The sequence below is a fragment of the Sneathiella sp. genome (assembly GCF_036960985.1).
Classification (GTDB): domain Bacteria; phylum Pseudomonadota; class Alphaproteobacteria; order Sneathiellales; family Sneathiellaceae; genus Sneathiella.
Map to the genome: position 1 here is coordinate 181205 of NZ_JBALWD010000002.1, position 24364 is coordinate 205568.

The 24364-nt window shown below is 50.0% G+C and carries 26 protein-coding genes and 1 tRNA gene; 16 read left to right on the forward strand and 11 right to left on the reverse strand.

From position 1 onward, the window contains the following. Positions 1-10: 10 nt before the first annotated feature. The gene (locus tag V7723_RS01965) at positions 11-1714 is read right to left on the reverse strand and encodes a thiamine pyrophosphate-binding protein (RefSeq protein ID WP_335682737.1); all 1704 of its coding nucleotides are present in this window, start codon (positions 1712-1714) and stop codon (positions 11-13) included. Positions 1715-1886: 172 nt separating this feature from the next. On the opposite strand from V7723_RS01965, the gene V7723_RS01970 reads away from it, so the two are divergent. Together V7723_RS01970 and V7723_RS01975 are read left to right on the forward strand one after the other, a co-directional pair. Continuing rightward, complete coding sequence (locus V7723_RS01970; RefSeq protein WP_335682738.1) at positions 1887-2576, forward strand: GntR family transcriptional regulator; 690 nt, start codon at positions 1887-1889, stop codon at positions 2574-2576. Then, entirely contained in the window at positions 2576-3328 is a 753-nt protein-coding gene (locus V7723_RS01975) for an aspartate/glutamate racemase family protein (RefSeq protein WP_335682739.1), read from the forward strand. The genes V7723_RS01970 and V7723_RS01975 overlap by 1 nt, the downstream gene beginning before the upstream one ends. A gap of 6 nt (positions 3329-3334) precedes the next feature. On the opposite strand, the gene V7723_RS01980 is transcribed toward V7723_RS01975, so the two are convergent. The 3 genes from V7723_RS01980 to V7723_RS01990 are packed head-to-tail and all read right to left on the reverse strand — an operon-like array spanning position 3335 to position 5338. Then, complete coding sequence (locus V7723_RS01980; RefSeq protein ID WP_335682740.1) at positions 3335-4144, reverse strand: iron chelate uptake ABC transporter family permease subunit; 810 nt, start codon at positions 4142-4144, stop codon at positions 3335-3337. Then, complete coding sequence (locus tag V7723_RS01985; protein ID WP_335682741.1) at positions 4137-4880, reverse strand: ATP-binding cassette domain-containing protein; 744 nt, start codon at positions 4878-4880, stop codon at positions 4137-4139. The genes V7723_RS01980 and V7723_RS01985 overlap by 8 nt, the downstream gene beginning before the upstream one ends. Beyond that, entirely contained in the window at positions 4877-5338 is a 462-nt protein-coding gene (locus V7723_RS01990) for a Fur family transcriptional regulator (protein ID WP_335682742.1), read from the reverse strand. The genes V7723_RS01985 and V7723_RS01990 overlap by 4 nt, the downstream gene beginning before the upstream one ends. Before the next feature lie 145 nt (positions 5339-5483). Between V7723_RS01990 and V7723_RS01995 the strand changes: the two genes are divergently transcribed. The 4 genes from V7723_RS01995 to V7723_RS02010 all read left to right on the forward strand — a co-directional run bounded on the left by V7723_RS01995 (position 5484) and on the right by V7723_RS02010 (position 10631). Further along, positions 5484-6386, forward strand: coding sequence for a zinc ABC transporter substrate-binding protein (locus V7723_RS01995; protein ID WP_335682743.1), 903 nt, complete (start codon positions 5484-5486; stop codon positions 6384-6386). A gap of 98 nt (positions 6387-6484) precedes the next feature. Then, positions 6485-7108 (forward strand): FecR family protein, encoded by a 624-nt coding sequence (locus V7723_RS02000; protein WP_335682744.1) that lies wholly within the window; start codon positions 6485-6487, stop codon positions 7106-7108. Between the two features lie 19 nt (positions 7109-7127). Continuing rightward, the gene (locus tag V7723_RS02005) at positions 7128-8210 is read left to right on the forward strand and encodes an NAD(P)H-dependent flavin oxidoreductase (RefSeq protein ID WP_443024160.1); all 1083 of its coding nucleotides are present in this window, start codon (positions 7128-7130) and stop codon (positions 8208-8210) included. 105 nt (positions 8211-8315) lie between these two features. Then, positions 8316-10631: a mechanosensitive ion channel family protein gene (locus tag V7723_RS02010; protein WP_335682746.1), complete on the forward strand. Its 2316-nt coding sequence runs from the start codon at positions 8316-8318 to the stop codon at positions 10629-10631. 118 nt (positions 10632-10749) lie between these two features. Here V7723_RS02010 and V7723_RS02015 read toward each other — a convergent pair whose 3' ends face one another. The 6 genes from V7723_RS02015 to V7723_RS02040 form a co-directional block, all read right to left on the reverse strand. Further along, complete coding sequence (locus V7723_RS02015; protein WP_335682747.1) at positions 10750-11547, reverse strand: hypothetical protein; 798 nt, start codon at positions 11545-11547, stop codon at positions 10750-10752. Positions 11548-11629: 82 nt separating this feature from the next. Next, positions 11630-12445 (reverse strand): MipA/OmpV family protein, encoded by an 816-nt coding sequence (locus tag V7723_RS02020; protein WP_335682748.1) that lies wholly within the window; start codon positions 12443-12445, stop codon positions 11630-11632. Between the two features lie 384 nt (positions 12446-12829). Further along, entirely contained in the window at positions 12830-13399 is a 570-nt protein-coding gene (locus V7723_RS02025) for a hypothetical protein (RefSeq protein WP_335682749.1), read from the reverse strand. A gap of 2 nt (positions 13400-13401) precedes the next feature. After that, positions 13402-13674 (reverse strand): hypothetical protein, encoded by a 273-nt coding sequence (locus V7723_RS02030; RefSeq protein ID WP_335682750.1) that lies wholly within the window; start codon positions 13672-13674, stop codon positions 13402-13404. A gap of 431 nt (positions 13675-14105) precedes the next feature. Continuing rightward, a tRNA-Ala gene (locus V7723_RS02035) sits at positions 14106-14181 on the reverse strand. Positions 14182-14268: 87 nt separating this feature from the next. Beyond that, the gene (locus V7723_RS02040; RefSeq protein WP_335682751.1) at positions 14269-14601 is read right to left on the reverse strand and encodes a TIGR02300 family protein; all 333 of its coding nucleotides are present in this window, start codon (positions 14599-14601) and stop codon (positions 14269-14271) included. Positions 14602-14824: 223 nt separating this feature from the next. Here V7723_RS02040 and aroA point away from each other — a divergent pair, with 223 nt between their 5' ends. The 7 genes from aroA to V7723_RS02075 all read left to right on the forward strand — a co-directional run bounded on the left by aroA (position 14825) and on the right by V7723_RS02075 (position 21328). After that, positions 14825-16177, forward strand: coding sequence for a 3-phosphoshikimate 1-carboxyvinyltransferase (gene aroA / locus V7723_RS02045; protein ID WP_335682752.1), 1353 nt, complete (start codon positions 14825-14827; stop codon positions 16175-16177). Beyond that, complete coding sequence (gene cmk / locus V7723_RS02050) at positions 16174-16797, forward strand: (d)CMP kinase (RefSeq protein WP_335682753.1); 624 nt, start codon at positions 16174-16176, stop codon at positions 16795-16797. Before aroA ends, cmk begins: the two co-directional genes overlap by 4 nt. 139 nt (positions 16798-16936) lie before the next feature. Next, complete coding sequence (rpsA, locus tag V7723_RS02055; protein ID WP_335682754.1) at positions 16937-18652, forward strand: 30S ribosomal protein S1; 1716 nt, start codon at positions 16937-16939, stop codon at positions 18650-18652. A 53-nt stretch (positions 18653-18705) separates the two neighbouring features. Then, positions 18706-19611 (forward strand): signal peptide peptidase SppA, encoded by a 906-nt coding sequence (sppA, locus tag V7723_RS02060; protein WP_335682755.1) that lies wholly within the window; start codon positions 18706-18708, stop codon positions 19609-19611. Positions 19612-19668: 57 nt separating this feature from the next. Next, positions 19669-19953 carry an integration host factor subunit beta gene (ihfB, locus tag V7723_RS02065; protein WP_335682756.1) on the forward strand — a complete coding sequence of 95 codons (285 nt, stop codon included), beginning with the start codon at positions 19669-19671 and terminating at the stop codon, positions 19951-19953. A gap of 65 nt (positions 19954-20018) precedes the next feature. Beyond that, positions 20019-20378: a lipopolysaccharide assembly protein LapA domain-containing protein gene (locus V7723_RS02070; protein WP_335682757.1), complete on the forward strand. Its 360-nt coding sequence runs from the start codon at positions 20019-20021 to the stop codon at positions 20376-20378. 11 nt (positions 20379-20389) lie between these two features. Continuing rightward, positions 20390-21328 carry an ornithine cyclodeaminase family protein gene (locus V7723_RS02075; RefSeq protein ID WP_335682758.1) on the forward strand — a complete coding sequence of 313 codons (939 nt, stop codon included), beginning with the start codon at positions 20390-20392 and terminating at the stop codon, positions 21326-21328. A gap of 5 nt (positions 21329-21333) precedes the next feature. Here V7723_RS02075 and V7723_RS02080 read toward each other — a convergent pair whose 3' ends face one another. Then, entirely contained in the window at positions 21334-22071 is a 738-nt protein-coding gene (locus tag V7723_RS02080) for a glutathione S-transferase family protein (RefSeq protein ID WP_335682759.1), read from the reverse strand. A 101-nt stretch (positions 22072-22172) separates the two neighbouring features. Here V7723_RS02080 and V7723_RS02085 point away from each other — a divergent pair, with 101 nt between their 5' ends. The 3 genes from V7723_RS02085 (at position 22173) to V7723_RS02095 (ending at position 24339) form a co-directional block, all read left to right on the forward strand. Next, positions 22173-22865: a helix-turn-helix transcriptional regulator gene (locus V7723_RS02085; RefSeq protein ID WP_335682760.1), complete on the forward strand. Its 693-nt coding sequence runs from the start codon at positions 22173-22175 to the stop codon at positions 22863-22865. Between the two features lie 110 nt (positions 22866-22975). Beyond that, entirely contained in the window at positions 22976-23686 is a 711-nt protein-coding gene (gene pyrF / locus V7723_RS02090) for an orotidine-5'-phosphate decarboxylase (RefSeq protein ID WP_335682761.1), read from the forward strand. Next, positions 23686-24339 carry a phosphoribosylanthranilate isomerase gene (locus V7723_RS02095; protein WP_335682762.1) on the forward strand — a complete coding sequence of 218 codons (654 nt, stop codon included), beginning with the start codon at positions 23686-23688 and terminating at the stop codon, positions 24337-24339. The genes pyrF and V7723_RS02095 overlap by 1 nt, the downstream gene beginning before the upstream one ends. Positions 24340-24364 lie beyond the last annotated feature (25 nt).

A 24364-nucleotide genomic window follows, 5' to 3' on the forward strand; every position in this document is an offset into this window, starting at 1 on the left:
CAAGTTTTCCTTACGCGACCCATTCACTCACAGGTGCATTCGCATCCTGCAGCGGTTGGCTAATCACATCGATTAAAGTTGGGCCATTATGAGCGATCGCTTCCTTCAGGATCCGGTTGAGATCCGCCGGATCTTCCACTCGCCACGATTTGATGCCGAACGCTGCCGCAACAGCGGCGTGATCCGTCACGTTAAAATCGACATTATAGTAACGTTCCCCAAAGCCTGTTTTCTGCCCAGCTTTTATCCATCCGTAAACTGAATTAGAAATTACGATAAAGGTTATGGGAAGATTATATCGGGTCGCCGTCTCGAATTCGCCGCAAGAAAACCCAAAGGACCCGTCACCCATCATCGCAATGACTTTACTCCCCGGTCGGCCAACCTGTGCACCCATGGCTGCAGAGAGAGAATAGCCTAATGCTCCGTGAGCCCGGTTGCTGATAAAATGCCGTCCCGCCTGCCGCCAGGGCTTAAAGCCAGAAACATAAGGACAGGGTGTTCCTGGATCCGCGACAACCACCGCGTCGTCGGGCAGAACCCGATCAAGTTCAGCAATCAATCGCTCCGGCTTAATGGGTGAATCGTTTGACACCGCCAACAGCTCAAACGCAGCAAACTTGGTTTTCTTGGCGTCAGCCACTCGGGCCGCGCCACCAAATCCCTTCGGTGCTTTGCCGCTCATATCCAGCGCCATATTCAGGGATTCAAGCGCAAGCCGCGCGTCGGAAACAATGCTGACTTCAGTCGCATAAATCGCCGAAATCACTTCGGGGTCGGAATCAATATGTACGATCGGCGTACCGAGCGGTGGAGACCGCCAACGTTCCGTCGTCACAGATCCAGCTCGGCAACTTATAAAGATCACAAGATCCGCCTCGTCAACTACAGCGCGCGTCGCAGGAACGCCGCCATTCGATCCGACCACCCCAAGGCAATTGGGATGAGTATCGGCAAGCGACCCCTGTCCGGATACGGTTGTCGCAACGACGATATCAAGGCGCTCTGCAAATTGCTGCAAAGCCGTTTCTCCGCCTGAAATAATGACACCGCCACCGACGATAATTACCGGGGATTTCGCTGCCAATATTTTATCCAGCGCGGCTTCCACGTCACATGGATTGGGGCCAGATGGCCAAGCCGGAAACTGACCGAATTCAGCTTGTCCCCAAATATCTTCGTCCGGAACATCATGTTTTTGAACATCGAAAGGTAGCGCAAGATGAGCGGCGCCAGGCCGGCCAGTCGTCATTGCCCGGAAGGCGTTGCGCACCATCGTTGGTAGTCGTTCAGCCGTATCGATAACGCCATTCCATTTGGTCACCGGTTTCATCAACGCGCCCTGATCCAACTCTGTCAGAGGGTATTTTCCCAGCGACGACACCGACACATCGGTGGTTATTCCCAACACAGGGATAGAAGATTCGTTCGCTTCCGCTAAACCTGGCAGGATATAAGTCGCGCCTCCGCCCGAAGGGCCTTCCGTCACGCCGACTTTCCCCGTAACCCGCGCATAGGCATCCGCCATATAGGCGCCATGACGCTCATCCCGCGTTAAATAATGGGTTATGCCATGATCCAGATTAAACATCGCGTCATAAAACGGCAGCGATGTATCTCCACATAAACCGAATATATGTTTCACATCATGTGCCTGTAGCAGACGCACCATAGCCTCCGCGCCTGACGCCATGTTCTTGCCTTCTGAGGCCATTCGGGTTTCTCCAAATATCAATTTCAAACTGTATACAGTATTGCACATAATTTTATCTGGCGGTCAATAGCGTATTTCGATAATTGTTAGTAAAGCTATATTTTGGCTTGGAATATTCAATTATTATCTGTTATATCTTTGCTAGAATTGAATACAGAATAGGATACACCCCATGGCCTTGGCCGAAGAAAAACCGTCCAGCAGCGTCGTGCGCCTCTATGATCACATTAAGGACCGAGCCATTTCCTTTAGCTTCAAACCGGGCGAGCGGATCAATGAAGTTGATCTTGCAAAAAAGCTGGGCGCCAGCCGTACCCCGTTGCGAGAGGCGCTCAACCGGTTGACGGCCGAAGGCCTGCTTACCTTTGAAAGAGGACGTGGTTTTTTCTGCCGAGACTTAAAGCCCCGGGAAATTTTCGAGCTGTATCAGCTGCGATCTACACTGGAGGTCGCTTCTGCACGCCTTGCCTGTGAACTGGCGACAGATGATGAATTGAACGCCGTTAAAAAATTTCTAGTGGAAACCGGAAGCGACAGGGGGGCGTTGTCCAGTGAAAAACTGGTTGAGTTTGACGAAATCTTTCATGAACACATCGTCTCCTTCACCCGCAATTCGGAAATGGCCCGTGTTTTAAAAAATGTAAATGAACGGATCAAGTTTTTCCGCTGGATCGATATGGATAATCGGCGAAACGATACACAGCATGAACATCGTAATATTTTGCAGGCGATTTGCGCCCGCGACGCCGACAAGGCTGGGGAACTCATGCAGCGCCATATCACCTGCCGCCTAGACCAGATAACTGCCGCCGTGAAAGAAGGATATGCGCGCATTTATATGGGAACGGAGGGGTTGGATTAATGACGGCTTCTTCTGATATTCAGTATGGCGGTAAAGGCTTGTTCGGTGCCTCTGTCGGTATCTTAATGCTTGATGCACAGTTTCCGCGTATTCCTGGCGACATGGGCAATGCACTCACCTGGCCCTTCCCTGTCCATTATAAAATAGTCCGCGGCGCCTCTCCAGAATTGGTCGTGCGCGAGCAAGCAAGTGGATTGTTGAACGATTTTATCGACGCAGCTCGGGATTTGGTCAGGGATGGCGCTGACGGAATTACGACAAATTGCGGTTTTCTCTCTTTGTTTCAAGCGGAACTTGCGGCAGCTGTCGGAGTACCCGTCGCAACGTCCTCCCTCATGCAAATTCCCATGGTGGAAAAATTGTTACCACCAAGCAAACGCGCTGGCATTCTAACCATTTCCGCACAGACTTTAACTGAAGCACATCTTGATGGCGCCGGCGTCGCCCGCGACACACCTGTTATGGGAACCGAAGGCGGGACAGAATTCACCCGGGTCATATTGAATAACGAAACGGTAATGGATGTGACCAAAGCCCGCGAAGACATGCTGACAGCAGGCCGGGAATTTGTTGCAGCGCACGAAAATCTCGGCGCCATTGTGCTGGAATGCACCAATATGGTGCCTTATGCAGCCGACTTGCGACGGGAGCTTGGGTTGCCGGTTTTCAGTATCTACTCATTTATCAACTGGTTTCAATCCAGCTTGATGCCGCCTGTTTTTACTACCGAGATATTGGATCCACGACGTTAAGTCCCGTCATTTGACAAAACGACGGCGATAAAATAGGGCAACCCCAAAAGAAATAACAGCAAACATGAAGGCGGCGGCTGTTACAATGCTCGGACCTGAAGGCGTATCGAATTGAACGGAGCCAAAAATTCCCCCGATCACGGCGCATAAGCCCAATATTGCTGCCATTAGCGCCATATTCTCCGGCGACGTCACCAATTGCCTTGCCGTTGCTGCCGGTATAATGAGCAACGACGTTACAAGCAATATGCCGACGATACGGATCGATACGGCAACGACAATCGTCATCAAGAGCATCAGCAGAATATTGCTCCACATTGTGTTAACCCCCTCAGCCCGCGCCAGGTCCTCATGAATTGTCATCAAGGTCAGCGACGACCAATTAGCAACAATCAAGGCAATCACAACGACGCCGCCCCCATAAATCCAGTAAAGGTCAGTCATACGAACGGTCAGAATATCGCCAAATAGGTAACTATGCAGGTCAAACCGCGGATTATCGAGGAAACTGATGGCGACCATCCCAATGGACAACGCCGCATGTGCCAGGATCCCCAGCAAGGTATCTGTCGCCAGCACTCGCCGATGCTGCAGCCAGACAAGCAACAATGCAAAGACCGAGCAGACAATGATCGTTCCAAGATTGACATTGATCCCGTACAGCAAACCCAGTGCGATACCGAGCAGTGCGCTATGGGCCAGCGAGTCACCAAAATAGGACATCCGTCGCCACACCACGAAACATCCAAGTGGCCCGGCAATCAGTGCAACGCCAATGCCGGCAATCAAGGCACGTATAACAAAATCATCACCCATGGGAATGTGATCCGTGATCATCGTGGCCATGGTCGTGGTCGTGAGAATGGTTGTACACAGCCATCAATTTCGCCATGTCATTTCCAAACAGCGATATAAATTCCGGATCCCGGGTCACCATATGGGGTTCACCAGAACAGCAAACATGATGATACAGGCAAACCACTTGCTTCGTACTGGACATTACCAAATGCAGATCATGGGACACCATGAGTATACTGACATCCCTTTCAGCATAGATGCGGTCCAACAATTTATAGAAGGCCAGCTGACCGGTCACATCTAAATTCTGCGCCGGCTCATCTAGGACCAAGAGCTCCGGGTCGTCAAGCAGCGCGCGCGCTAACAAAACCCGCTGTAATTCCCCGCCTGACAATATATGCAACGGCTGCTCCAGTAGCTCGGCGATGCCAGTCTCCTCTGCCACCTGCTCCAAGGTTTCCTTGCTCGCTTTCTTGCGCAAGCTCAAAAACCGCCGCGTACGGATGGGAATGGTATGGTCAGCAACAAGTCGTTGCGGAACATAGCCGATACGAAGTCCTTTTTTGCGGATCACCTGTCCCCGGTCCGGTTTGTAGAACCCCATGATACATTTGAGCAACATGGATTTTCCGGCGCCGTTTGGTCCGATAATCGTAATAAAATCCCGATCCTCAAGAGCGAGAGAGACATCGCTCAAGATTTCACCGCCCTCCCGAACAACGAAAAGGTTCTCTGCAGATACCAGCGCGGTCATAGACTATGGCACTCCCCACATTCGCCGGAAATTTCCAGGGTTGTGTGCTGAACCCGAAACTTGTTCTCCTCAGCAATGCCCAATATCACGTCAGATAAATCCGCATTGCAGCATTCCTTCGCTTCTCCGCACTGGGTGCAAATAAGGAAATAACATTCACTGTGTTTTAACGGATGGCTGCAACCCGCAAAGGCATTCAGACTATTTAGCTTGTGAACCAGGCCATTTTCCAAAAGAAAATCCAACGCACGGTATACAGTCGGCGGTTTAATCGCCGCAATACGGCTGTCCAGACGCTCTAGTATATCGTACGCCTTGATCGGTCCGTGATTTGTCCAGACCAGTTCGAGGACGTTGCGACGAATATCGGTAAACCGCAAATCCTTGGCTGCACAGATTTCCTCCGCCTCTGCCAACGCGGTCGCAATGCAATCACTATGGGCGGTGCAATTATGCATGATGATCTTCCGTATGGGGTTGTTTGTCAGATAGTGTTATAATATAACATAACATATATTCACGCGCAACAATCTATAGGGCAGCCCCTTCATGTTTCGAACTTTCATATTTATCTTTCTGCTCTTGGGTTTTTCGGCGCCCGTAATGGCCTCACAGACCCAAGGCATTGTTGTTTCAATTAAACCGCTGCATGCATTGGTGCAGGGTGTTATGGGGACCACAGGTGAAGCAGCTTTGCTAATGCGGCAAAACGCCTCCCCGCACGGATATTCACTGAGGCCTTCACAATTGCGACTTTTGCAGGAAGCGCGTGCAGTTTTCTATATTGATGACGCGTTTGAGACCTTTCTCCGAAACGCCCTTAAAAACATCCCTGAATCTGTCCAAGCGACCGAAATAGCGCATCAGCCCGGCATGGAAATCTTGCCTCTACGGCGCAGTAGTGACTGGGACGACCATGATGACGCGGCGCATGGGCATCAAGAGACAAGCGCCCAGGCAAGTAGCGATCACGATCATAACGGAGATGACTTACATGTCTGGCTCGACACCGATAATGCCCGAATAATGGTCGAAATTATCGTTCAGAAATTGGCCGAAGTTTATCCAGAGAACGCGCAAATTTATCAAAACAATGCTAAAATATTGCTGGCACGGATCGAGGTATTGGATCAAAAACTCGCCGAATTACTAACTCCGGTAAAAGACAAACCCTACATCGTCCTTCATGATGCTTATCAGTATTTTGAGCATCAACACGGCCTCAATGGCGTCGGCTCTATCACTGTCGAGCCAAACCAGCCGCCGTCAATCACAGATGTCCAGACAATTCGAAAAAAGCTGCGCGATAGGAACGTCGTCTGCGTGTTTCGGGAGCCGCAATTCAGCGACCGGCTTATCGAAACGGTCATAGAAGGAAGCAGTGTCCGTATTGGTACACTCGACCCCATTGGAGCCGATTTGGAGCAAACACCAGATTTCTATTCTGTGTTGCTGCAAAATCTCGCCACCAACTTCGCCGCCTGCCTCAATGATGAGACCAAATAAGTCTTTTCTCGTGCTAACGGCTTTCAACATTTTTGTTGCCTAGAGAAGGCAGAAACGCCACAGTGATTTGTATCGTGAAGCAGAGGGCCGGGTGTAATATGCAAAAAATCATCACACTAGTAGCTTTTCTCGGAGTTTTTTTAGCGCCGCTTTTGGCGCTAGCTGGCCCGGAAATCGGCACCGTTACCCGACTGCAAAATAGCGCGACTGTCATCCGCGATGGGCAAACACTTCCGCTGAGGCCCGGTTCCGCGATCCAGGAAAATGACGAAATCAATTCTGCGAAAGAAGCGCGGGTTGAGATCACTTTTAGCGACGAAACCAAATTGACCATTGGCGGAAACAGCACCCTCATCATCGACCGGTTTCTCTATGATCCGAAGAAAAGCGTTGGACGCATCTTACTTGACGCCGCACAAGGCCCCTTCCGGTTTATTTCGGGCGGTATCGGAAAAATGAAAAACAAACGGGCTGAAGTAATAACGTCCTCGGCAATCATCGGTATTCGGGGAACAGATTTCTGGGGCGGACCCTCGGCTGGCGTCTATGGTATCTTCCTGATCGACGGAATCATTGTCGTGCGAAACGCCGAAGGCGGCCGCATTCTAACGGCATCGGGAACCGGTGTAAATTTAACCGGCCCATCCGTCGCCCCGGGCGAAGTTTCTGTGTGGGGTAAATCCCGTGTCGCAGAAGCGGTTTCCTCCGTAACGTTCAAATAAATTCAGCAAGCGAAAAGGGATTGCAATGTGGCCAGATAACCGATTAATGGATCTGTTAGAAATTGATAATCCACTTATTCAATCCCCGATGGCCGGAGCCAACGGATCAGCGATGGCAATTGCCGTCAGCAATGCCGGCGGACTTGGGTCGCTGCCCTGCGCCATGCTGGGCATGGATGGCATCCGGGCTGAAGTCGGCATAATCCGTCAGCAAAGCCAAAATGCCTTCGCCATGAATTTTTTCTGCCATTCTGCTGAGCCTGCGGACCCTGCCCGGGATGACGGTTGGCGAGAGGAACTTGCGCCGTATTATGACGAGCTGAAGATTGACCTGACGAATATCCCGTCTGCCGCACAAAGAACGCCTTTCGGCGAGGACCAATGCCGACTTGTCGAAGACCTCAAACCCAAAATAGTCAGCTTTCATTTTGGATTACCCGAGGCTGGGCTAGTGGATCGTGTGAAGGCGACGGGCGCAACTATCATCAGCTCTGCAACAACTGCCGATGAAGCCCGTTGGTTAGAGGCCAGAGGATGTGATACCATTATTGCGCAAGGCGCCGAAGCCGGCGGCCACCGCGGAATGTTCCTGACCCAAGACGTAACGGCGCAAGCCGGAACATTTGCGCTGGTGCCGCAAGTGGTTGATGCGGTTTCCGTGCCGGTTATCGCCGCCGGTGGAATTGCCGATGGTCGGGGGATTGCCGCAGCATTTGCCTTGGGTGCCGCCGGTGTCCAGATTGGAACGGCGTACTTATTTACCCCGGAATCCCTGATCAGTGATTTGCATCGCGACGCCTTGCGTCAGGCAAAAGACAATAAAACAGCTATAACCAATCTGTTTTCAGGCAAGCCAGCACGTGGCCTGATAAACCGGGTCATGCGCGAAATTGGCCCGATGTCAGATGCAACCCCGGCTTTTCCAACAGCCGGTGCTGCGTTGGCACCGCTAAAAGCGAAATCAGAAACCGCCGGATCCGCGGATTTTTCTTCTCTGTGGTCCGGACAATCTGCGGCTCTGGGCCAAGAAATGGACGCGACAGATCTAACCCATCATTTACTGTCCGATGCAAAAAAGAGGTTGGCGACACTGTCCAGCTAATATTCGCAATAAGATATTTCTCGCAAAACTCTCCGTCTGCGTCGTATTTTCTGTCTTCAAAAGGACAATCGAATTGAATTCAGCGGTGCTTTGTTTAAACTACACATGAAAATAATATTTAATTATTGGTATGGGGCACGATTGGCCATGTGGGGACATTTCTTTAAAATACTAACTATCAGTCTTATGCTTTGGGTTGCGTCGCCTCTTAGCACCGTGGCTCAAACGGCTGAGGAAACAGGAGCCTTAACATCAGAATCGTTGCAGAAAATTATTGATGACGCCGCCACTAAAGGTTTGGATGTTGTCGTGGTTTCCACGAGAAAGGCAGCAATAGCCCCTGCCGGGCCGGGTGCTGCGGAGGACTTTCAAACGGCCATTGGTTCGTTCCGGACAAACTTTTTGACACTTTTAGAGCAAGTTCCACAGGTTATTCCGAATGTTGCGGAAACTCTTATTGACGCGAGTACAGCCATTGGCGGGAACGGTCTCTGGTGGGCCGTTTTGGTCGTCGTTCTGGCTATGGGCGTCGGTATTTTTGCTGAGCAACTCTTTCTAAAATGGTATATGGCCAAATCCAGACCTATCTGGGAAGCCCTCCCCGTAGAACGCAGTATCAATATGTGTTTTTTGTTGGCCCGCTACCTCGGCCGGACCGTCGGGGTCGTCATTTTCGCGATCATTTCCATTTCACTAGCAAGTATCGTCCTTGGGGACAGCACCTTCGAAGAGGTGACAATTTTTGAATGGGTTTCCACCGTTGCCATGGCTATGCTGATGGTCGAAATCTGGAGAATTTGGCTTGCGCCAGACGCCTCAGTGCGCCGCATACCGGATATGTCTGACGCCGACGCGAGTAATATCTTTAGCTGGCTCCGGGGAATATTTATCTTCGGTTTATCCATTGTCGGTCTGACTGAATGGCTACAGCAACTCGGTCTTAATCCGACCTCACTGGCAACTCTTCAAATTATCATGGTCGTCGTCTTCCTTTCGCTTATAAATGTTGTTCTTTACAAAGCGCGGGACGCCGTCTCGAAGCTCATTCGGGGCTCTACGCCCCCGTCAGAGCTATCACTTATTGTCCGGGTATTTGCAGCAAGCTGGCATCATATTCTTGGCGTCTATTTCGCATATGCCGGTATTGTGTCTGTTTACCGCCTGATCATGGAGTTGCCAAACGCGCTTGGCTTGATGGCCGCGCTATTCTTCACACTCATTGCCTGCCTAACCGTTTATGGTGTTGGCACGGTGATCATCGATCGCCTGCTGGCCAAACGCCAAATCCAGTTCCATCAAGAAAATCCCGACGTCACCAGGGTCGTCACGACAACAATTTTGTCAGACGATGACGAACCAACGGTTCTAGAAAGAACAGAAACGGGCCCCGATCCGTTAATAACCCGGGACTTGACTTATGTTGGCCTGGCGCGCCAGGGACTTCTCCTGGTTATCTTTGGGTTTGCCGGTGTCTTCCTTCTCGCCCAATGGGGTATCGATCTTTTTGATGAAGAAAGCTCCCTTGTCCGCGTTTGGGACGTCGTGATCGTCCTTATTGCCGGATATATTGTTTTCCAAGTCGCAAAAATTACCATAGAGCGAAAAATCGAAGACGAGGGGACCGGCGCGGAAGCAGAGCCTGGTTCGGAAGGCGGCGGTGCCGGTGCGACACGTATCGCGACCCTCCTGCCCCTTATCCGTTATACTATTCTGGCAACAATCGTCGTGATGACAGCCATGATCGCCCTATCTGGTCTCGGGCTGGATGTCGGGCCCTTATTTGCCGGTGCCGGTATTATTGGTATGGCCGTCGGTTTTGGCGCCCAGACCCTGATCCGGGATATATTCTCCGGTGCATTCTTTCTTTTCGACGATGCCTTTCGCAAAGGCGAGTATGTCGATGTGGGAGACGTCAAAGGCACCGTGGAACGGATTACCATCCGGTCTTTGCAACTCCGCCATCATATGGGCCCGCTGAATACCATTCCCTACGGCGAAATCCGGATGCTCAAAAACTATTCCAGAGATTGGGTCATGATGAAGCTGAAACTTCGTCTTACGTACGACACAGACGTTGAGAAGGTCAGAAAGCTGATCAAAAACCTCGGTATAGAATTACAACAACACCCGGAGTTTGGGGAAGACTTCTTGCAACCGCTCAAATCCCAGGGCGTCTATGCCATGGAAGATTCAGCAATGATCATTCGGGTAAAATACATGACCCGTCCCGGCGACCAGTTCGTCATACGTAAACATGTTTATGCACGGATCCGCGAATTATTCGAAGAGAATGGCATCAAGTTTGCCCACCGCCAGGTAACCGTTAGATTGGCGGACAGTGAATATGAAAACTTGACGGAAGCGCAGAAAACACAAGTTCTGGGCGCGGCATTGGAAGAACCGGAGCCGAAACCCAAATAGTCTGTTCCAGGAAACTCTGGTGCACCGAGAACAGTTCTTTACGCCGGGAGTATCTAATGCAGATTGTTTAAGCAGTCCATTCTACAAGGATGTTCTATTGAAATACGGGCTGGTTAAACTAGAACCTATATCCAATGCCAATCATGGGGCCGCTATAGGTTGCGTCGTAGGCAAAATAATCAGCCCCGCTGCCTTCATCATAATCCATGTATAGCACCCGGTATCCAGCAGTAACCTCAATATTATTGTCAAATAAATAGGCGTAACTTGCAAGGATCTGCCAGGTATTATTAGATCCAACACCAAACCCTCCAATATCGCCATACAATGTTAATCGTGATTTTTCCGATGGGTTAAATCGCGCCCTGAAGCCAATTATTGGATCTACCCAACTCACCTTTTTTTTACGAACTGCAGCGCTCGTAAATCCAAGAACGGAAACAGCCGTTCCCAGGGACAAATTAAGTTCGTTGTATCGTGCGCCACCGATCAAGTCCACTTTAACATTACCGCTAAATGAGTCTGGATCTTCAAAATCAATGACTTTATAGCCCACTAGCGCTTCAACAACGAGTTGACTCAACTCTGCTTTCGCGTTGACTGTTACGACATTATTACTAACCGGACTCTGCTTATTGTAGAGGGACAAATACGCAATATCGAACATTAAAGATAGCTGATCATCTTTTCTTGCTTCGTAAAAGCCCATGGTCCCGAATTCTAAATTATCCAGAATATCGCTAAACTCAACATCAAGTGGGACATTGACGTTCCTGATGCCAAGATCCCCTTCGATTGCCGTCGCATATAAATAAAGCTTAACTTCATGTTCCCAATTTTTTGCTTTTTCTTCAGAAGAAGCGGCGGGCAACAGGAAAAAGGACGCAAATAGAAAACTGACGCTAAAGGTCGACATAAAAAATTTACTGTTGTTGTTATTGGTTTGTTTTAGTCCCTTATGCAGCACGCTATCCCTCTCTTCAAAACCAATCGATTATCTAAAACTTGTACAAAATGCTAGCCGACGCATAGCCAAAGGTATCGCTCCCTCGAAGTTTTGTAAGTGGGCTATCAGCCGCACTACCCGAGAGTTTGTTGAACGACGCAATTCCCAATATCGCCCAATTCTGATCGAGGAAGTAGCGGGTATTGAGGCCAACAGAGAAATTATTAAAACCGCTACTGGCATTATATTGCGGGAGCCCGGATCGCGCTGACTGTGCACTATCGATACCAAAATATGTTTCTGAATACTTCTTGGAGACCCAGGTAGATCCAACAAAAGGTGTAATAGCCAGCTTTTTTGAAAGCTTGAAATCATAGCCAGCACTTACATTGACGCCAAAACCTTCCACATCCCCGGCAAGCGCATAAAGGGCTGCGACTGTAAACCGCCAATTGTTCGGCTCATATTCGATAAAGGCACCGCCAAGCAATGTCGTCCCAATGTCACCGAGGCCCCGCAAATCACTGCTTTGGTCCTCGTCCCGCCCAAGATCCAGGTTAAGAAGCGGGCCTGCCCGAAACCCGTTATCATCAATAACATTGTAGCCGAAGCCGCTATATGTCATGCCAAAACCGCGGGTATTCAGAAAGAAATCTTTATATTTTGCGTTTATGGAGGGTTGCGGAATGAATTCGTACTCGTCCCCACCTATATACTCGGGGGCATATCCAACGCCCAGCCCGAGAATCAAATAGTCCCCGCTTTGGTCGGTTTTATCGGAAATTTCGGGTTCTTCGGAATCTGCCATTGCCGGCAATACCGGCAGCATCGCGATCGCAACAACAAGTAATTCTTTCAAAAACCGCATTCTCACTCCAACTGAATATAAATAACATTTATTCATACTGTATTATAACAACAACAGAATTTTGCAAGAACCTTTAATGCCGCAATACCCATTTATACGCGGCCGGACGCCAAATAGATTAGTGGTAAAACTACTCTGAATTTCTAATTAAAAGAGCATAAAAATGTTTTTGTTTCACGTGAAACATGTGCGGATACGAAAGACGAAGGGAAACCCCCGCGTTAGAGGGCTAGTGACTACCCGTAATCCTCAACCGACAAGGCTGTGGTATCGCTAAGGGGATATTGATGGCCGGCCACAACCTGAAATAAGAGGCCAGCGCAAAATTTCGTTTGGCTTGCACGAACTTCCGGATTGCGAACAAAGCTCCCCTTGCCGCAGGCTCTAGCGGGATATTCTTAGCCGTATAAATCCAAATATCGCTAACGCTGCCCCGAACAGGGGTAATGCCGCTGGCAGGGGAACGGCTGATACGGTTACGTTGTCGATATTACCAAAGAGACCAATTGTTGATTCAACTCCCTCGCGGTTTTCCCATCTTCCAGTTTCCGAATTATAAAGACTGCCAAACCCGCCATACCCTACTTCGGATCCAGCAGACCCGGCATCGTACATGTCAAAGAAGAAACTGGTCAGGACAAGCCCCTCACCAAGAAAGATTGGAGCACCAAACCCCGTCGGGGACAATGCCATACCATCGATCACATCGGAATTCAGTCCTGTCTCTTCATTTGTATCAGTATCGTCACTCGGATCGGGTGTATTTTGAATAGAGAAGGCAACAGATTGAAATGACGGTGGCGGATTGGTAAGTGGTGCAAAGTCGATGAGTAGGTTCACGCCGCTATTCCAGTTGAATCCGTCGTTCCAATTGGACTGATTAATCCAAGTAATCGTGCCTAACAAGATTATTCCCGGCGACGTAATCTCCGCACCGAAGGAACCGTTGTTCACTTTTAGAGAGCTTGAGTTGCCGTCTTCAACTCCGTCCGCCTCATCACTGGTCGGCGTCCCCCAAGCCAGTTTATTGGTGACCCGCCCGTGGTCACGAGTGAACCTGTAGCCAAACGTGGTGCATCTATTGTTCCGCTAAAATTGCCGGAAACCGTAGTTGCTTGTGCGAAACCAGCGAAGCATAGGGTGAAAACGCCTAAAAGAGCGAGTTGTTTGAACATGGCTAAACCACGAACCAATAAAAAGTCACTTAGAAAAACTACGATTTTCATCATATTCATCCTGTAAAAATTTAGATAACGCTAATATGTAAGCAATCGTACGTCAAAGTATCAGTGAAACATGGTTAATATCGAATACTGTCCTGTCTTCGTTATCTACGCGATGTAATTTTGAAGTAGACGTTTCGCTCCATATTTGATTTCGATTAATACGCGCAATAAAGTTTTGCTGAGACGTGCATCAATGGTGACGGCTCTGGACCTATACGGCTGCCTCTGGTATCGCCTGATTGCCAAGCCTATTACGGCCATTCGCACGTGTTTTGATCTCGCCCTTCCGTCTCAGAATAACAAACCCCATACGTGCTGATGGGGAATAGTCTTAAACCGTCAACGAGTAGCTTTTAAAATCAATTTCAATGGTCGATTATTGATACTTGAAAAAATTAAGGGCCTAGCTGTTTCCAGCTAAGCCCTTGAATTTTTGGTGGAGCCAGACGGGATCGAACCATCGACCTCTTGAATGCCATCCAAGCGCTCTCCCAACTGAGCTATGGCCCCACAATTGCTGAAATTTCTCAGCAAATGAAATCGGAAACTATGCCGAAGCTTTATAATTTTCAAGACAAAAATGCATTGGCTTGAAAATCAGCTTTCGTCATCGCCCTTGGGAGCAATGACTACACCCGACAGGTCATCTTCTTCTTCATCATCATTTGGCATATCCACCGTGTCCGGATCAATCAGATCTGTATCATCCTTGGTTGGCTTGGTGAGTTCTTCTTTTCTTTTTGCCGCTGCAGCTGCAATGGCTTTTTTCTCCGCGGCAGACGGCCCGGCATTACGTCGCGGTTTCAGAAGCCTTTCCGGAACATTTTCTGCGCCGCAGACCGGGCAGATGATCGGTTTCTTTTTCATATCGTAGAACGGCTTCGTACAGGAGCTGCACCGGTGCTTATCGCCCCATTTCGGATTTGCCATTAAATACCTCATATCCTTAAGTTTGTTCTGGACGACTAACAGCGCCCAAATTAGATATCTGATGCGCTGAATTGCCAGAATAAACAAGCGCTGTCAAAAGTTTCTTTCATTGAAACCACAGCTTTATGTGACATTGACGGAAAAGCTTGCTAAAAACAGGTACATTTTCAACCGTTTTTATGAAATTTTCCGGGTTGCCGGAAATTCCAGATCCGATAAAATTATGACCTCTGAAACATCAACGTATCAACCGGTTACGGCGTGCCGGTCACCAGCCTTGACGGGTACTGTAAATGTCCCCGGCGATAAATCGATTTCCCATCGATCCCTTATTTTGGGCAGCCTGGCTGCGGGAGAAACGCATGTAACCGGCCTATTGGAAGGCGAAGACGTCCTGCGAACTGCTGCCGCAATGCGCGCACTGGGAGCGGATGTCTTTAAAGACGCCGCAGGAGTTTGGCATATATTTGGTCGCGGCGTTGGCGCCCTTTCCGAGCCTGATGGCGTGCTGGATATGGGAAATTCTGGTACCGCGGCCCGATTATTGATGGGACTTGTTGCATCTTGCCCTTTCACAACATTTTTCTGCGGAGATGAATCGCTCCATAAACGGCCAATGGGGCGAATTGCTTTACCGATAACTGAAATGGGGGCAAAAATAACCAGCCGTTCTGAAGGTCGGTTTCCGTTGGCGGTGACGGGTAATCAGCTTATGCCCATTGATTATGAGCTTCCCGTTGCGTCCGCTCAGGTGAAATCGGCTATCATGCTCGCCGCGCTGGATACGCCGGGAGTAACCCGGATCGTCGAGCCGCGCCCGTCCCGCGACCATACCGAAAATATGCTGCGTCATTTCGGCGCCGAGGTCACGGTGACCGCACTTGAAAATGGTTCCCGTGAAATTATGCTCTGCGGCCAGCAAGAGCTGACGCCAACGCATATTATTGTACCGGGAGATCCTTCTTCGGCCGCTTTCCTTGTGGTCGCCGCAGCTATCATACCAGGCTCCGACATCACGATCCTGAATGTCGGCTTGAACCCGTTGCGCGATGGTCTGTTCGAAACGCTGGTAGAAATGGGGGCGGATCTTGACGTTCTCAATGTCCGGACAGAAGCCGGTGAACGGGTGGGCGACTTACATGTTAAAGGGGGGCCCCTGAAAGGAATTGAGGTTCCGGCCAGCCGTGCGCCGTCGATGATCGACGAATATCCTGTTTTATTTGTTGCCGCGGCCTTCGCAACAGGAAAAACAGTCATGAAAGGCCTGCGAGAGTTGCGGGTAAAAGAATCGGATCGCCTGGCAACGATGGCCGTTGGCCTGAAAGCTTGCGGCGTCTCTTTGGAAGAGCTTGAAGACGGTTTGATTATTGACGGAACTGGCACAGCTCCGTCTGGCGGGGGAACGGTCTCAACCGAGCTTGATCACCGCATTGCCATGTCATTTTTGATTTTAGGCTTGGCAACCGAACAGCCTGTAACCGTCGATGATGGACAAGTCATGGAAACCAGCTTTCCCGGATTTGTTCAACTTCTTGAAAGCCTTGGTGGTCAGTTTTCTCAAGGGCCCCACGCATGATCATTGCCGTAGATGGGCCGGTCGCTGCGGGAAAGGGGACATTGGCCCGAAGAATTGCCGAGAAATACGGATTTCAGTATCTCGATACAGGGTCCCTGTATCGCGCAGTTAGCCTGTTGATGTTGAGGGAAGGCCGGGATTTAAAGGATCTGAACATGGCAGCGGACGTCGCCATGCGCGTAGAGGAAATTTCAGCGGATGATCCTGATTTACGTAAAGAATCAACCGGCAACGCCGCCTCGGTCGTAGCGAAAATTCCTGAAGTACGGGCCACTCTTTTAAAGTATCAACGCGATTTCGCACGCCGCGCACCCGGGTCGGTGCTAGACGGGCGGGATATTGGCACGGTGGTTTGCCCGGATGCGGACGTTAAACTATATGTCACGGCAACCGCAGAAATCAGGGCTCGCCGCCGATTTGACGAACTGATCGCTAAAGGCAACGATGTTTCGTTCGACGAAATATTAGCTGAATTGAAAACTCGGGATGCGCGGGATCAGGGCCGGAATGCGTCACCCCTTAAAAAAGCGGAAGATGCGCACTTGCTTGATACGTCAAAATTGGATATAGAAGCGGCACTCAAAGCTGCGAGTGTCCTTATCGATAATCGCATACCTTAAGACGAACCGTTCCGACCACGCCGGAACACCTTATATAAATGCTTCTCGCGTGCGAACAGAATATAGAGAAGCCTGAGGCCATCAATCCGCCGGAAGACCGGTTTGGCCTGATATCTGGATTGTTAAGGAATTCAAAAATATGACTGAGACTACACTTGCCGATGAAGGCATGCCTGCAATGGAAGATTTCGCGGCGCTGCTTGAAGAATCTTATGGCGCCAATGACAACCTTGAAGGCACTGTCATCAAGGGCACCGTTATTAATATTGAAAATGATCTGGCCATTATTGATGTCGGATTGAAATCAGAAGGCCGCATTCCCTTAAAAGAATTTGCCGCTCCGGGACAAGACTCGGATTTGAAAATTGGCGATAGCGTCGAAGTATTCCTCGAACGCATCGAAAACTCTGCTGGTGAAGCTGTTCTGTCACGGGACAAAGCGCGCCGCGAGGAAGCTTGGGAAAAACTCGAAGTGGCTTTTGCCGCCGCAGAACGTGTCGACGGCATTATCTTCGGTCGCGTAAAAGGTGGCTTTACAGTTGACCTTTCCGGCGCCGTTGCGTTCTTGCCAGGTAGCCAGGTTGATGTCCGCCCTGTGCGCGACATTGCACCGCTCCGCGGCATGCCCCAACCGTTCATGATCCTGAAAATGGATCGTCGTAGGGGCAATATTGTTGTTTCTCGCCGTGCTGTTTTGGAAGAAAGCCGTGCGGAAGCCCGCTCTGAGTTAATTGCCACATTGGAAGAAGGTCAGACACTTGAGGGTGTTGTCAAGAATATCACCGATTACGGTGCGTTCGTTGACCTCGGCGGTGTTGATGGTCTGCTTCATGTGACAGATATCGCATGGCGTCGGGTCAATCATCCTTCTGAAGCTCTTACCATTGGTGAAACTGTTAAAGTTCAGGTTATTCGCCTGAATAAAGAAACACAGCGCATTAGCCTTGGCATGAAACAGCTGGAAGAAGATCCATGGGATGCCCTTGACGCAAAATATCCTTTGAACAGCAAATTCCACGGCCGAGTAACAAATATCACAGACTATGGTGCTTTTGTTGAATTGGAAGCCGGCGTTGAAGGTCTTGTCCATGTTTCTGAAATGAGCTGGACGAAGAAAAACGTGCATCCAGGCAAAATTGTTTCAACGTCTCAAGAAGTTGAAGTCATGATCCTGGAAGTTGATCAATCTCGCCGCCGCATCAGCCTTGGTTTGAAGCAGTGCCTTGACAATCCTTGGGAATCTTTCGCCGAAACCATTCCTGTGGGATCGACAATTGAAGGCATCGTCAAGAATATCACTGAATTTGGACTGTTCGTTGGTCTCGAAAATGATGTTGATGGCATGGTTCATATGTCCGACATCGACTGGAGCCAACCTGGTGAACAGGCAATCCAGGCATTTACAAAAGGCGATACGGTGACAGCTAAAGTTCTCGACATCGATGTCGAAAAAGAACGGGTTAGCCTTGGTATCAAGCAGATGAGTGAAGATCCATTTGCCGGTGCCACTGAAATGAAGAAGGGTGCCGTTGTAACATGTACGGTTTCCGCAATTCAGGATGCCGGCATTGACGTTGAAGTCAGCGAAGGTGTCGTCGGCTTTATCCGTAAAGGTGACCTTAGCCGTGACAGAGCAGAGCAACGCCCTGACCGGTTCGCAGTTGGCGACAAGATTGATGCGAAAATCACATCTATCGACAGCAAGACCCGTAAAGTTAGCTTGTCAATCAAGTCCAAAGAAGTTGCCGAAGAGAAACAGGCTGTTGCGCAATACGGTTCGTCCGATGCCGGTGCCTCGCTTGGTGATATTCTTGGTGCCGCAATGCGCGACGCCGACGAAAAAGGGAAAGACTAATCCCATGACAGGCTCTGTTGCCGGTATGACAACCCCCCTCCTTGGAGAGATGAATGTCTACTGACAACGAGACGACACAGGACAGGCGCCGCCTCAAGCGGCGCCTGTCTTTTTGGCGCATCGTCGCCATCATCCTCATCATCGTTCTAGGCGTCTGGGTTTTCGACAGCTTTTCCGAGGATGAACTGACAGACCATGTCGCTCGGCTGGATGTCAGCGAAATTATTGTTGAGAACGAACGTCGACAAGAGGCGATTGGCCGGGTTCGTGATGACGACACAGCAAAAGCGCTGATCGTCTATATTAACAGCCCCGGCGGATCCACCTACGGTAGTGAACGTCTGTATAAAGCGCTTCGGCGCGTTGCGGAAAAAAAGCCCGTTGTTACCATAATTGGAACCATTGGCGCCTCGGGCGGATATCTGACCGCCCTCGCAGGAGAACGCATCTTTGCGGGCGAATCTTCAATTACAGGTTCCATCGGCGTTATCGTTCAGCTCACTGAATTTTCTGAACTTATGGAAAAAGTGGGCGTCACCGCCACAGCGATAACATCCGGTGGCATCAAAGGCGACCCGTCTCCGTTCAAGCCGATTACCAAAGCGGGACGCGAGAATTTGCAGACAATGGTCACCGAAACCTACGATTGGTTTGTTGGCTTGGTCACGGAAAGGCGCCCGCTTGAAGAATCCGAGGTGCGCCGTCTTGCCGATGGCCGCGTCCTTATCGGTATTTCAGCCCTCCGCAATGGCCTCATTGATGAATTGGGCGGAATCGAAGAAGCACGCCAATGGTTGGAATCAGAACGGCAGATTTCGCGCTCGATGCCGCTTCACAAAGTTGATTATAGCGAACCAAAACCCCTCATTGAGCGCCTTTTTAGCGGAATGTTGGGGAAAAGCGTTATAACTGAACGGCTTACACTTGACGGACTGCTTTCCCTTTGGCAACCTAACTAGAAATCAAAAGACACATCGCTAATTTATAAAATATATACGTCTCAGGGGGAGCCTTCCATGATCAAATCCGAACTCATCACGCTCATTGCGGAAAATAACCCCCATTTGTACCAGCGCGATGTCGAACGCATTGTAACGACCATCTTTGATGAAATATCAGACGCATTGTCTCGGGGTGATCGGGTTGAGCTGCGCGGATTTGGCGCTTTTTCAACGAAAGAGCGGGCAGAACGGATCGGCCGCAATCCACGAACAGGCGAAGCTGTCAAAGTCGACAAAAAATATGTTCCCTATTTCAAATGCGGAAAAGAATTGCGCGATCGACTGAACGCGGATTCTTAAGTATCGCCTTTAAGTGAGTTTGTCGGTAATCTGATTATTCATCAGTTTGATATTCAAGGCTGGACATGCTGAAATTTGTTTCCTGGATCTTTTTTATAATCGTTGCGTTGGCTATTTGTGCGCTCAGCATTGCCAATCGACACGAGGTCATGTTCTCCCTGGACCCCCTACCCTTCGTTTTTGACTTACCGCTCTTTTTGCTTTTACTTGCAGCTGGATTTATTGGATTGGTTATCGGCTCCTTCGTTACCTGGCGCCGCGGATCAAGGGCGCGAACTGAAAATCGGCAAAAGCGCCGCGAAAATGCAGATTTAAAAGGCCAGAATACCAAACTTACCCAAGATCTGGCTGAGACAAAACCCACCTCCCAGAATAATACGTCTTCGGCATCGCCACAGACACCGCGCCTCGAACATCAGCAGTAAGCACCTATAAAATGCGGATCTTCAGCCCAAAAGAAGTCGCGGCGGCCTTAAACTACCCTGATCTAATTGGTGCCTTACGCGACATGTTTAAATCAGGCTGCACCATGCCACTGCGGCACCATCATCCGCTGGACAAGAATAACTCTCAACACGGAATGCTACTCTTGATGCCCGCCTGGCAACAGCGTGGCTATCTTGGTGTTAAGATGGTAACCGTCATGCCGGAAAACGGCTCAAAAAACCTGCCTTCCGTGCAAGGGAACTACACGCTTTTTGATGCGGCCAATGGCAGTATCGTTGCCATCATGGACGCGGGCGAGCTTACGTTACGTCGTACCGCCGCCGCCTCCGCCCTCGCCGCCTCATACCTTGCTCGTAGAAATTCGAATTCCCTATTGATGGTCGGCGCTGGCGCCTTGGCACCTTATCTTATCCACGCCCATTGTTCCGTGCGCCCATTAACGGACATAAAAATATGGAACCATAATGGTGACAAAGCGGAAGTACTTGCGAACGCTCTCACAGCGGAAGGCTTGCCCGCACGGGCTATTGTCAATCTGGAAAAGGAAGCACGGACCGCTGATATCATTTCTTGTGCCACGCTTTCAACGGATCCCATCATTCAAGGCGACTGGTTGAAAGCCGGAGCGCATTTGGATTTAGTCGGCGCCTTCACGCCGGCCATGCGCGAGTCTGACGATACAGCGGTTACTGTCGCCAGTCTATTTGTCGACACTTTCGAAGGCGGGTTGCACGAAGCGGGAGATATCGTGCAACCCCTAAACGATGGAATTATCAAAGAATCTGACATCAAGGCAGATCTTTTTAGCCTCTGTGCCGGCGAACATGACGGACGCCTAAATGAAGACGAAATAACGCTGTTCAAATCCACCGGTGCAGCATTGGAAGATCTTGCCGCCGCCATCCTCGTTTATACCCAATCCAACTAACGCGACTACGCTATTAGTTCACCCCCACCCCTGGGAGAGTTTGGCCAAATTTCCCGGCGCATGCGATCACCATATGCCACGAGATTGGGGTATTTTTTTACAGCTGCGAGCAACGGGCTGCGCAACGGCGCGTAGAGCAGATTGGCAAGGAAACCATAGGCTGACGCGTCGACCAGACCAGGCTCTTTACCCATAAAATACTGTTTGTTTCCCAATGCACCCGAAAGCGCGGCAATATCAATCGCCCCCTTCGCATATATTTCCGAACTACTATGTCGTGAGATACCTTGGGCCATTAGATTGCGCCTTACGATCTTGCGGATTTTTCGAGAAATGATCGACCGGAAGATTGACGGGATATGCCCAAAGACTAAAGGCTGGAAGACGGCCCATCCGTCGTCATCGATCCAACGGCTATGCATCAGAACAAAATACATATGCTCCTCCACCATGCGCCGGATCAATATGTCATTTGAGTTGGTCACTTGCGCAGGCGCAACCGATCCAGCCGTGCCTGTTTCTTTTTCAATCCGATCAATGATCAGCTCACTATCGCCGATGACCTCATTATTGATTGTTGCAAAAGGCACCTTGTTTTTCGGGCCCATTTTGGTGAAGGATACTTCTGTTTCGTACGGAATCTTCTTCATTCTGAGCCATGTTTCGAGTTTGAGACCAAAAGGGCTTGCCTGCATTTGCAGGAAAGGCGGGAATTGATGAATGGTGATAGATGGCGTTTCCATGAGAGCCTCATTTCATTGTGTAATTTTCAATAATCACCTAATATCAACAAGCAACTGACACCCTCCTGTCAGTTGATATGAGAAAACGGAAAAAAGATTCAATGAGACGCGCAGATCGACTTTTTCAAATCGTTCAAATTTTGCAACGGCGTAAATCCGTAACAACCGCTCATGCAATGGCAACAGAGCTTGAAGTCTCGGACCGCACCATTTACCGCGATATACAGGATTTGATGAGCAACCGCGTCCCCATCGAAGGAGAGCGCGGCATCGGATATATGTTACGCGATGGCTATGATTTACCACCGTTGATGTTCACAGACGAAGAAATCGACGCCATCATGTTGGGTGTACGGCTGGTTGAAGCACGGAGCGATCCGGCACTATCCCGTGCCGCAAATGACGTTCTGGCAAAAATTGAAGCGGTGATGCCGGTAGAAAGAAGATCTTTATTGCGGTCGGTTCGTCACATCGTGCCGCAATTTTCGACACCGCCAGACATCCATATTGATATGCGCAAGCTCCGGACGGCAATTCGCGGCTTTCACAAAATTGAAATTCAATATCAGGACACTGCTGGCACGGACACTGACAGGACGATTTGGCCCATGCTCACGGTTTTCTTCGACCCGGTGCAACTCCTTGTTGGTTGGTGCGAGCTTCGCCAGGGTTTCCGTAATTTCCGAATTGATCGAATTTCATCCTTTTCGACACTTGAAAACAGATTCCCGTCTTCCAAGAAGTTTGAATTGAAGGCATTTCTTGAGCAACAACGTAAAGTTGACGATGAATAGTTTATATTACGCGATTTCGGAAATTTGTGCCTGTATCGCTTCCCATTTTGACGAAAACTTCTATTATCACCGCTGAAATTGACTCCGGCCCGAATAAAGGACTTATATTTATGCGATTAGCCCCGCGAAATGCCGTCTTTACGGCAATCGATACCACCGACCTGGACGCCGCCCGTTCCCTCGGATCAACTCTTGGTCCGGTTACAGGCGGATTGAAACTTGGTAAGGAGTTTTTTACAGCCCATGGTCCGCAAGGTGTGTTGAATGTTGCGGGCCCGGAAACCCCGTTATTTCTTGATCTGAAGTTTCACGATATTCCAAATACTGTCGCGGGTGGCGTCCGTGCGGCGGCCAAAATAATGACCCCGAATATGCTCACCATACATGCCAGCGGAGGCCCGGCCATGATCCGCGCGGCGGCCGATGCATCTGCAGAATTTGGCGCAACCCGCCCACTTATTCTGGCGGTAACTGTCCTGACAAGTATGGATGATGACGATTTGGCTTCTGTTGGTGTGAACAGCACCGCGGAAGATCAAGTCCTCCGCCTCGCCGAGCTTGCCCAGAAAAATGGTGCAGATGGTGTCATTTGCAGTCCTCGGGAAATTACTGCGATCCGAAACATATGCGGTGCTGGCTTCAAACTGGTCGTACCGGGTATTCGCCCGGCCGGAGCGGATCACGGCGATCAGAAACGCGTGAAAACGCCGCCGGAGGCCATGGCAGACGGCGCAAGCTATCTGGTTATCGGGCGCCCGATAACAGGAGCCGATGACCCGGCGCGTGCCATTGGCACCATTCTCGACAGTTTGGCCGCCTGATGCCAGTTCAAGGTAAAATTTGCGGACTCTCCGATCAAACCTCGGTTGATACAGCGGTAAGCCACGGCGCGCGCTTTATCGGCCTGGTCTTTTATCCGTCAAGCCCGCGATACATCGATCCAGAATTGGCGGCGCAGCTTGCCTCCAATGTGCCTGACAATGTGGACAAAGTCGGTCTGTTTGTTGATCCCGATGATTTCCTGATCCAGACCGTCCTCGAAAGCGTAAAACTAGATTGGATACAGCTGCACGGATCGGAATCTCCGGACCGGGTTCGCGTTATCCGGCAGAAATTCGGTATTCGTGTTCTCAAAGCCGTAAAAATTTCAGATAAAGCTGATTTTGAAGAGGCAAAAAGTTACGAAAAAGTCGCAGATATGTTGCTGTTTGATGCGAAAGCCCCTAAAAACATGGCAAATGCATTACCGGGTGGCAATGGTCTGGTTTTCGATTGGCGCATGATGCAGGGACTAGAGTTTTCTATTCCCTGGATGTTAGCCGGCGGACTCACCGCAGAGAACGTGGCCGAAGCCGTAAAAATCAGCGGCGCCGAGATTGTTGACACCTCTTCAGGGGTTGAAAGCGAACCTGGCCGCAAAGACCCGGCAGCCATTGCCGCCTTTTTGGCTGCATTGGCAGAAATTGAACGTTGAACGAAATTTAGAGGCTGAATTCACA

Coding starts and splice junctions, on each gene's coding strand:
- V7723_RS01965 (WP_335682737.1), bottom strand. CDS start 1,714: ATGGCCTCAGAAGGCAAGAACATGGCGTCAGGCGCGGAGGCTATGGTG.
- V7723_RS01970 (WP_335682738.1), top strand. CDS start 1,887: ATGGCCTTGGCCGAAGAAAAACCGTCCAGCAGCGTCGTGCGCCTCTAT.
- V7723_RS01975 (WP_335682739.1), top strand. CDS start 2,576: ATGACGGCTTCTTCTGATATTCAGTATGGCGGTAAAGGCTTGTTCGGT.
- V7723_RS01980 (WP_335682740.1), bottom strand. CDS start 4,144: ATGGGTGATGATTTTGTTATACGTGCCTTGATTGCCGGCATTGGCGTT.
- V7723_RS01985 (WP_335682741.1), bottom strand. CDS start 4,880: ATGACCGCGCTGGTATCTGCAGAGAACCTTTTCGTTGTTCGGGAGGGC.
- V7723_RS01990 (WP_335682742.1), bottom strand. CDS start 5,338: ATGCATAATTGCACCGCCCATAGTGATTGCATTGCGACCGCGTTGGCA.
- V7723_RS01995 (WP_335682743.1), top strand. CDS start 5,484: ATGGCCTCACAGACCCAAGGCATTGTTGTTTCAATTAAACCGCTGCAT.
- V7723_RS02000 (WP_335682744.1), top strand. CDS start 6,485: ATGCAAAAAATCATCACACTAGTAGCTTTTCTCGGAGTTTTTTTAGCG.
- V7723_RS02010 (WP_335682746.1), top strand. CDS start 8,316: ATGAAAATAATATTTAATTATTGGTATGGGGCACGATTGGCCATGTGG.
- V7723_RS02015 (WP_335682747.1), bottom strand. CDS start 11,547: ATGTCGACCTTTAGCGTCAGTTTTCTATTTGCGTCCTTTTTCCTGTTG.
- V7723_RS02020 (WP_335682748.1), bottom strand. CDS start 12,445: ATGCGGTTTTTGAAAGAATTACTTGTTGTTGCGATCGCGATGCTGCCG.
- V7723_RS02030 (WP_335682750.1), bottom strand. CDS start 13,674: ATGATGAAAATCGTAGTTTTTCTAAGTGACTTTTTATTGGTTCGTGGT.
- V7723_RS02040 (WP_335682751.1), bottom strand. CDS start 14,601: ATGGCAAATCCGAAATGGGGCGATAAGCACCGGTGCAGCTCCTGTACG.
- aroA (WP_335682752.1), top strand. CDS start 14,825: ATGACCTCTGAAACATCAACGTATCAACCGGTTACGGCGTGCCGGTCA.
- cmk (WP_335682753.1), top strand. CDS start 16,174: ATGATCATTGCCGTAGATGGGCCGGTCGCTGCGGGAAAGGGGACATTG.
- rpsA (WP_335682754.1), top strand. CDS start 16,937: ATGACTGAGACTACACTTGCCGATGAAGGCATGCCTGCAATGGAAGAT.
- sppA (WP_335682755.1), top strand. CDS start 18,706: ATGTCTACTGACAACGAGACGACACAGGACAGGCGCCGCCTCAAGCGG.
- ihfB (WP_335682756.1), top strand. CDS start 19,669: ATGATCAAATCCGAACTCATCACGCTCATTGCGGAAAATAACCCCCAT.
- V7723_RS02070 (WP_335682757.1), top strand. CDS start 20,019: ATGCTGAAATTTGTTTCCTGGATCTTTTTTATAATCGTTGCGTTGGCT.
- V7723_RS02075 (WP_335682758.1), top strand. CDS start 20,390: ATGCGGATCTTCAGCCCAAAAGAAGTCGCGGCGGCCTTAAACTACCCT.
- V7723_RS02080 (WP_335682759.1), bottom strand. CDS start 22,071: ATGGAAACGCCATCTATCACCATTCATCAATTCCCGCCTTTCCTGCAA.
- V7723_RS02085 (WP_335682760.1), top strand. CDS start 22,173: ATGAGACGCGCAGATCGACTTTTTCAAATCGTTCAAATTTTGCAACGG.
- pyrF (WP_335682761.1), top strand. CDS start 22,976: ATGCGATTAGCCCCGCGAAATGCCGTCTTTACGGCAATCGATACCACC.
- V7723_RS02095 (WP_335682762.1), top strand. CDS start 23,686: ATGCCAGTTCAAGGTAAAATTTGCGGACTCTCCGATCAAACCTCGGTT.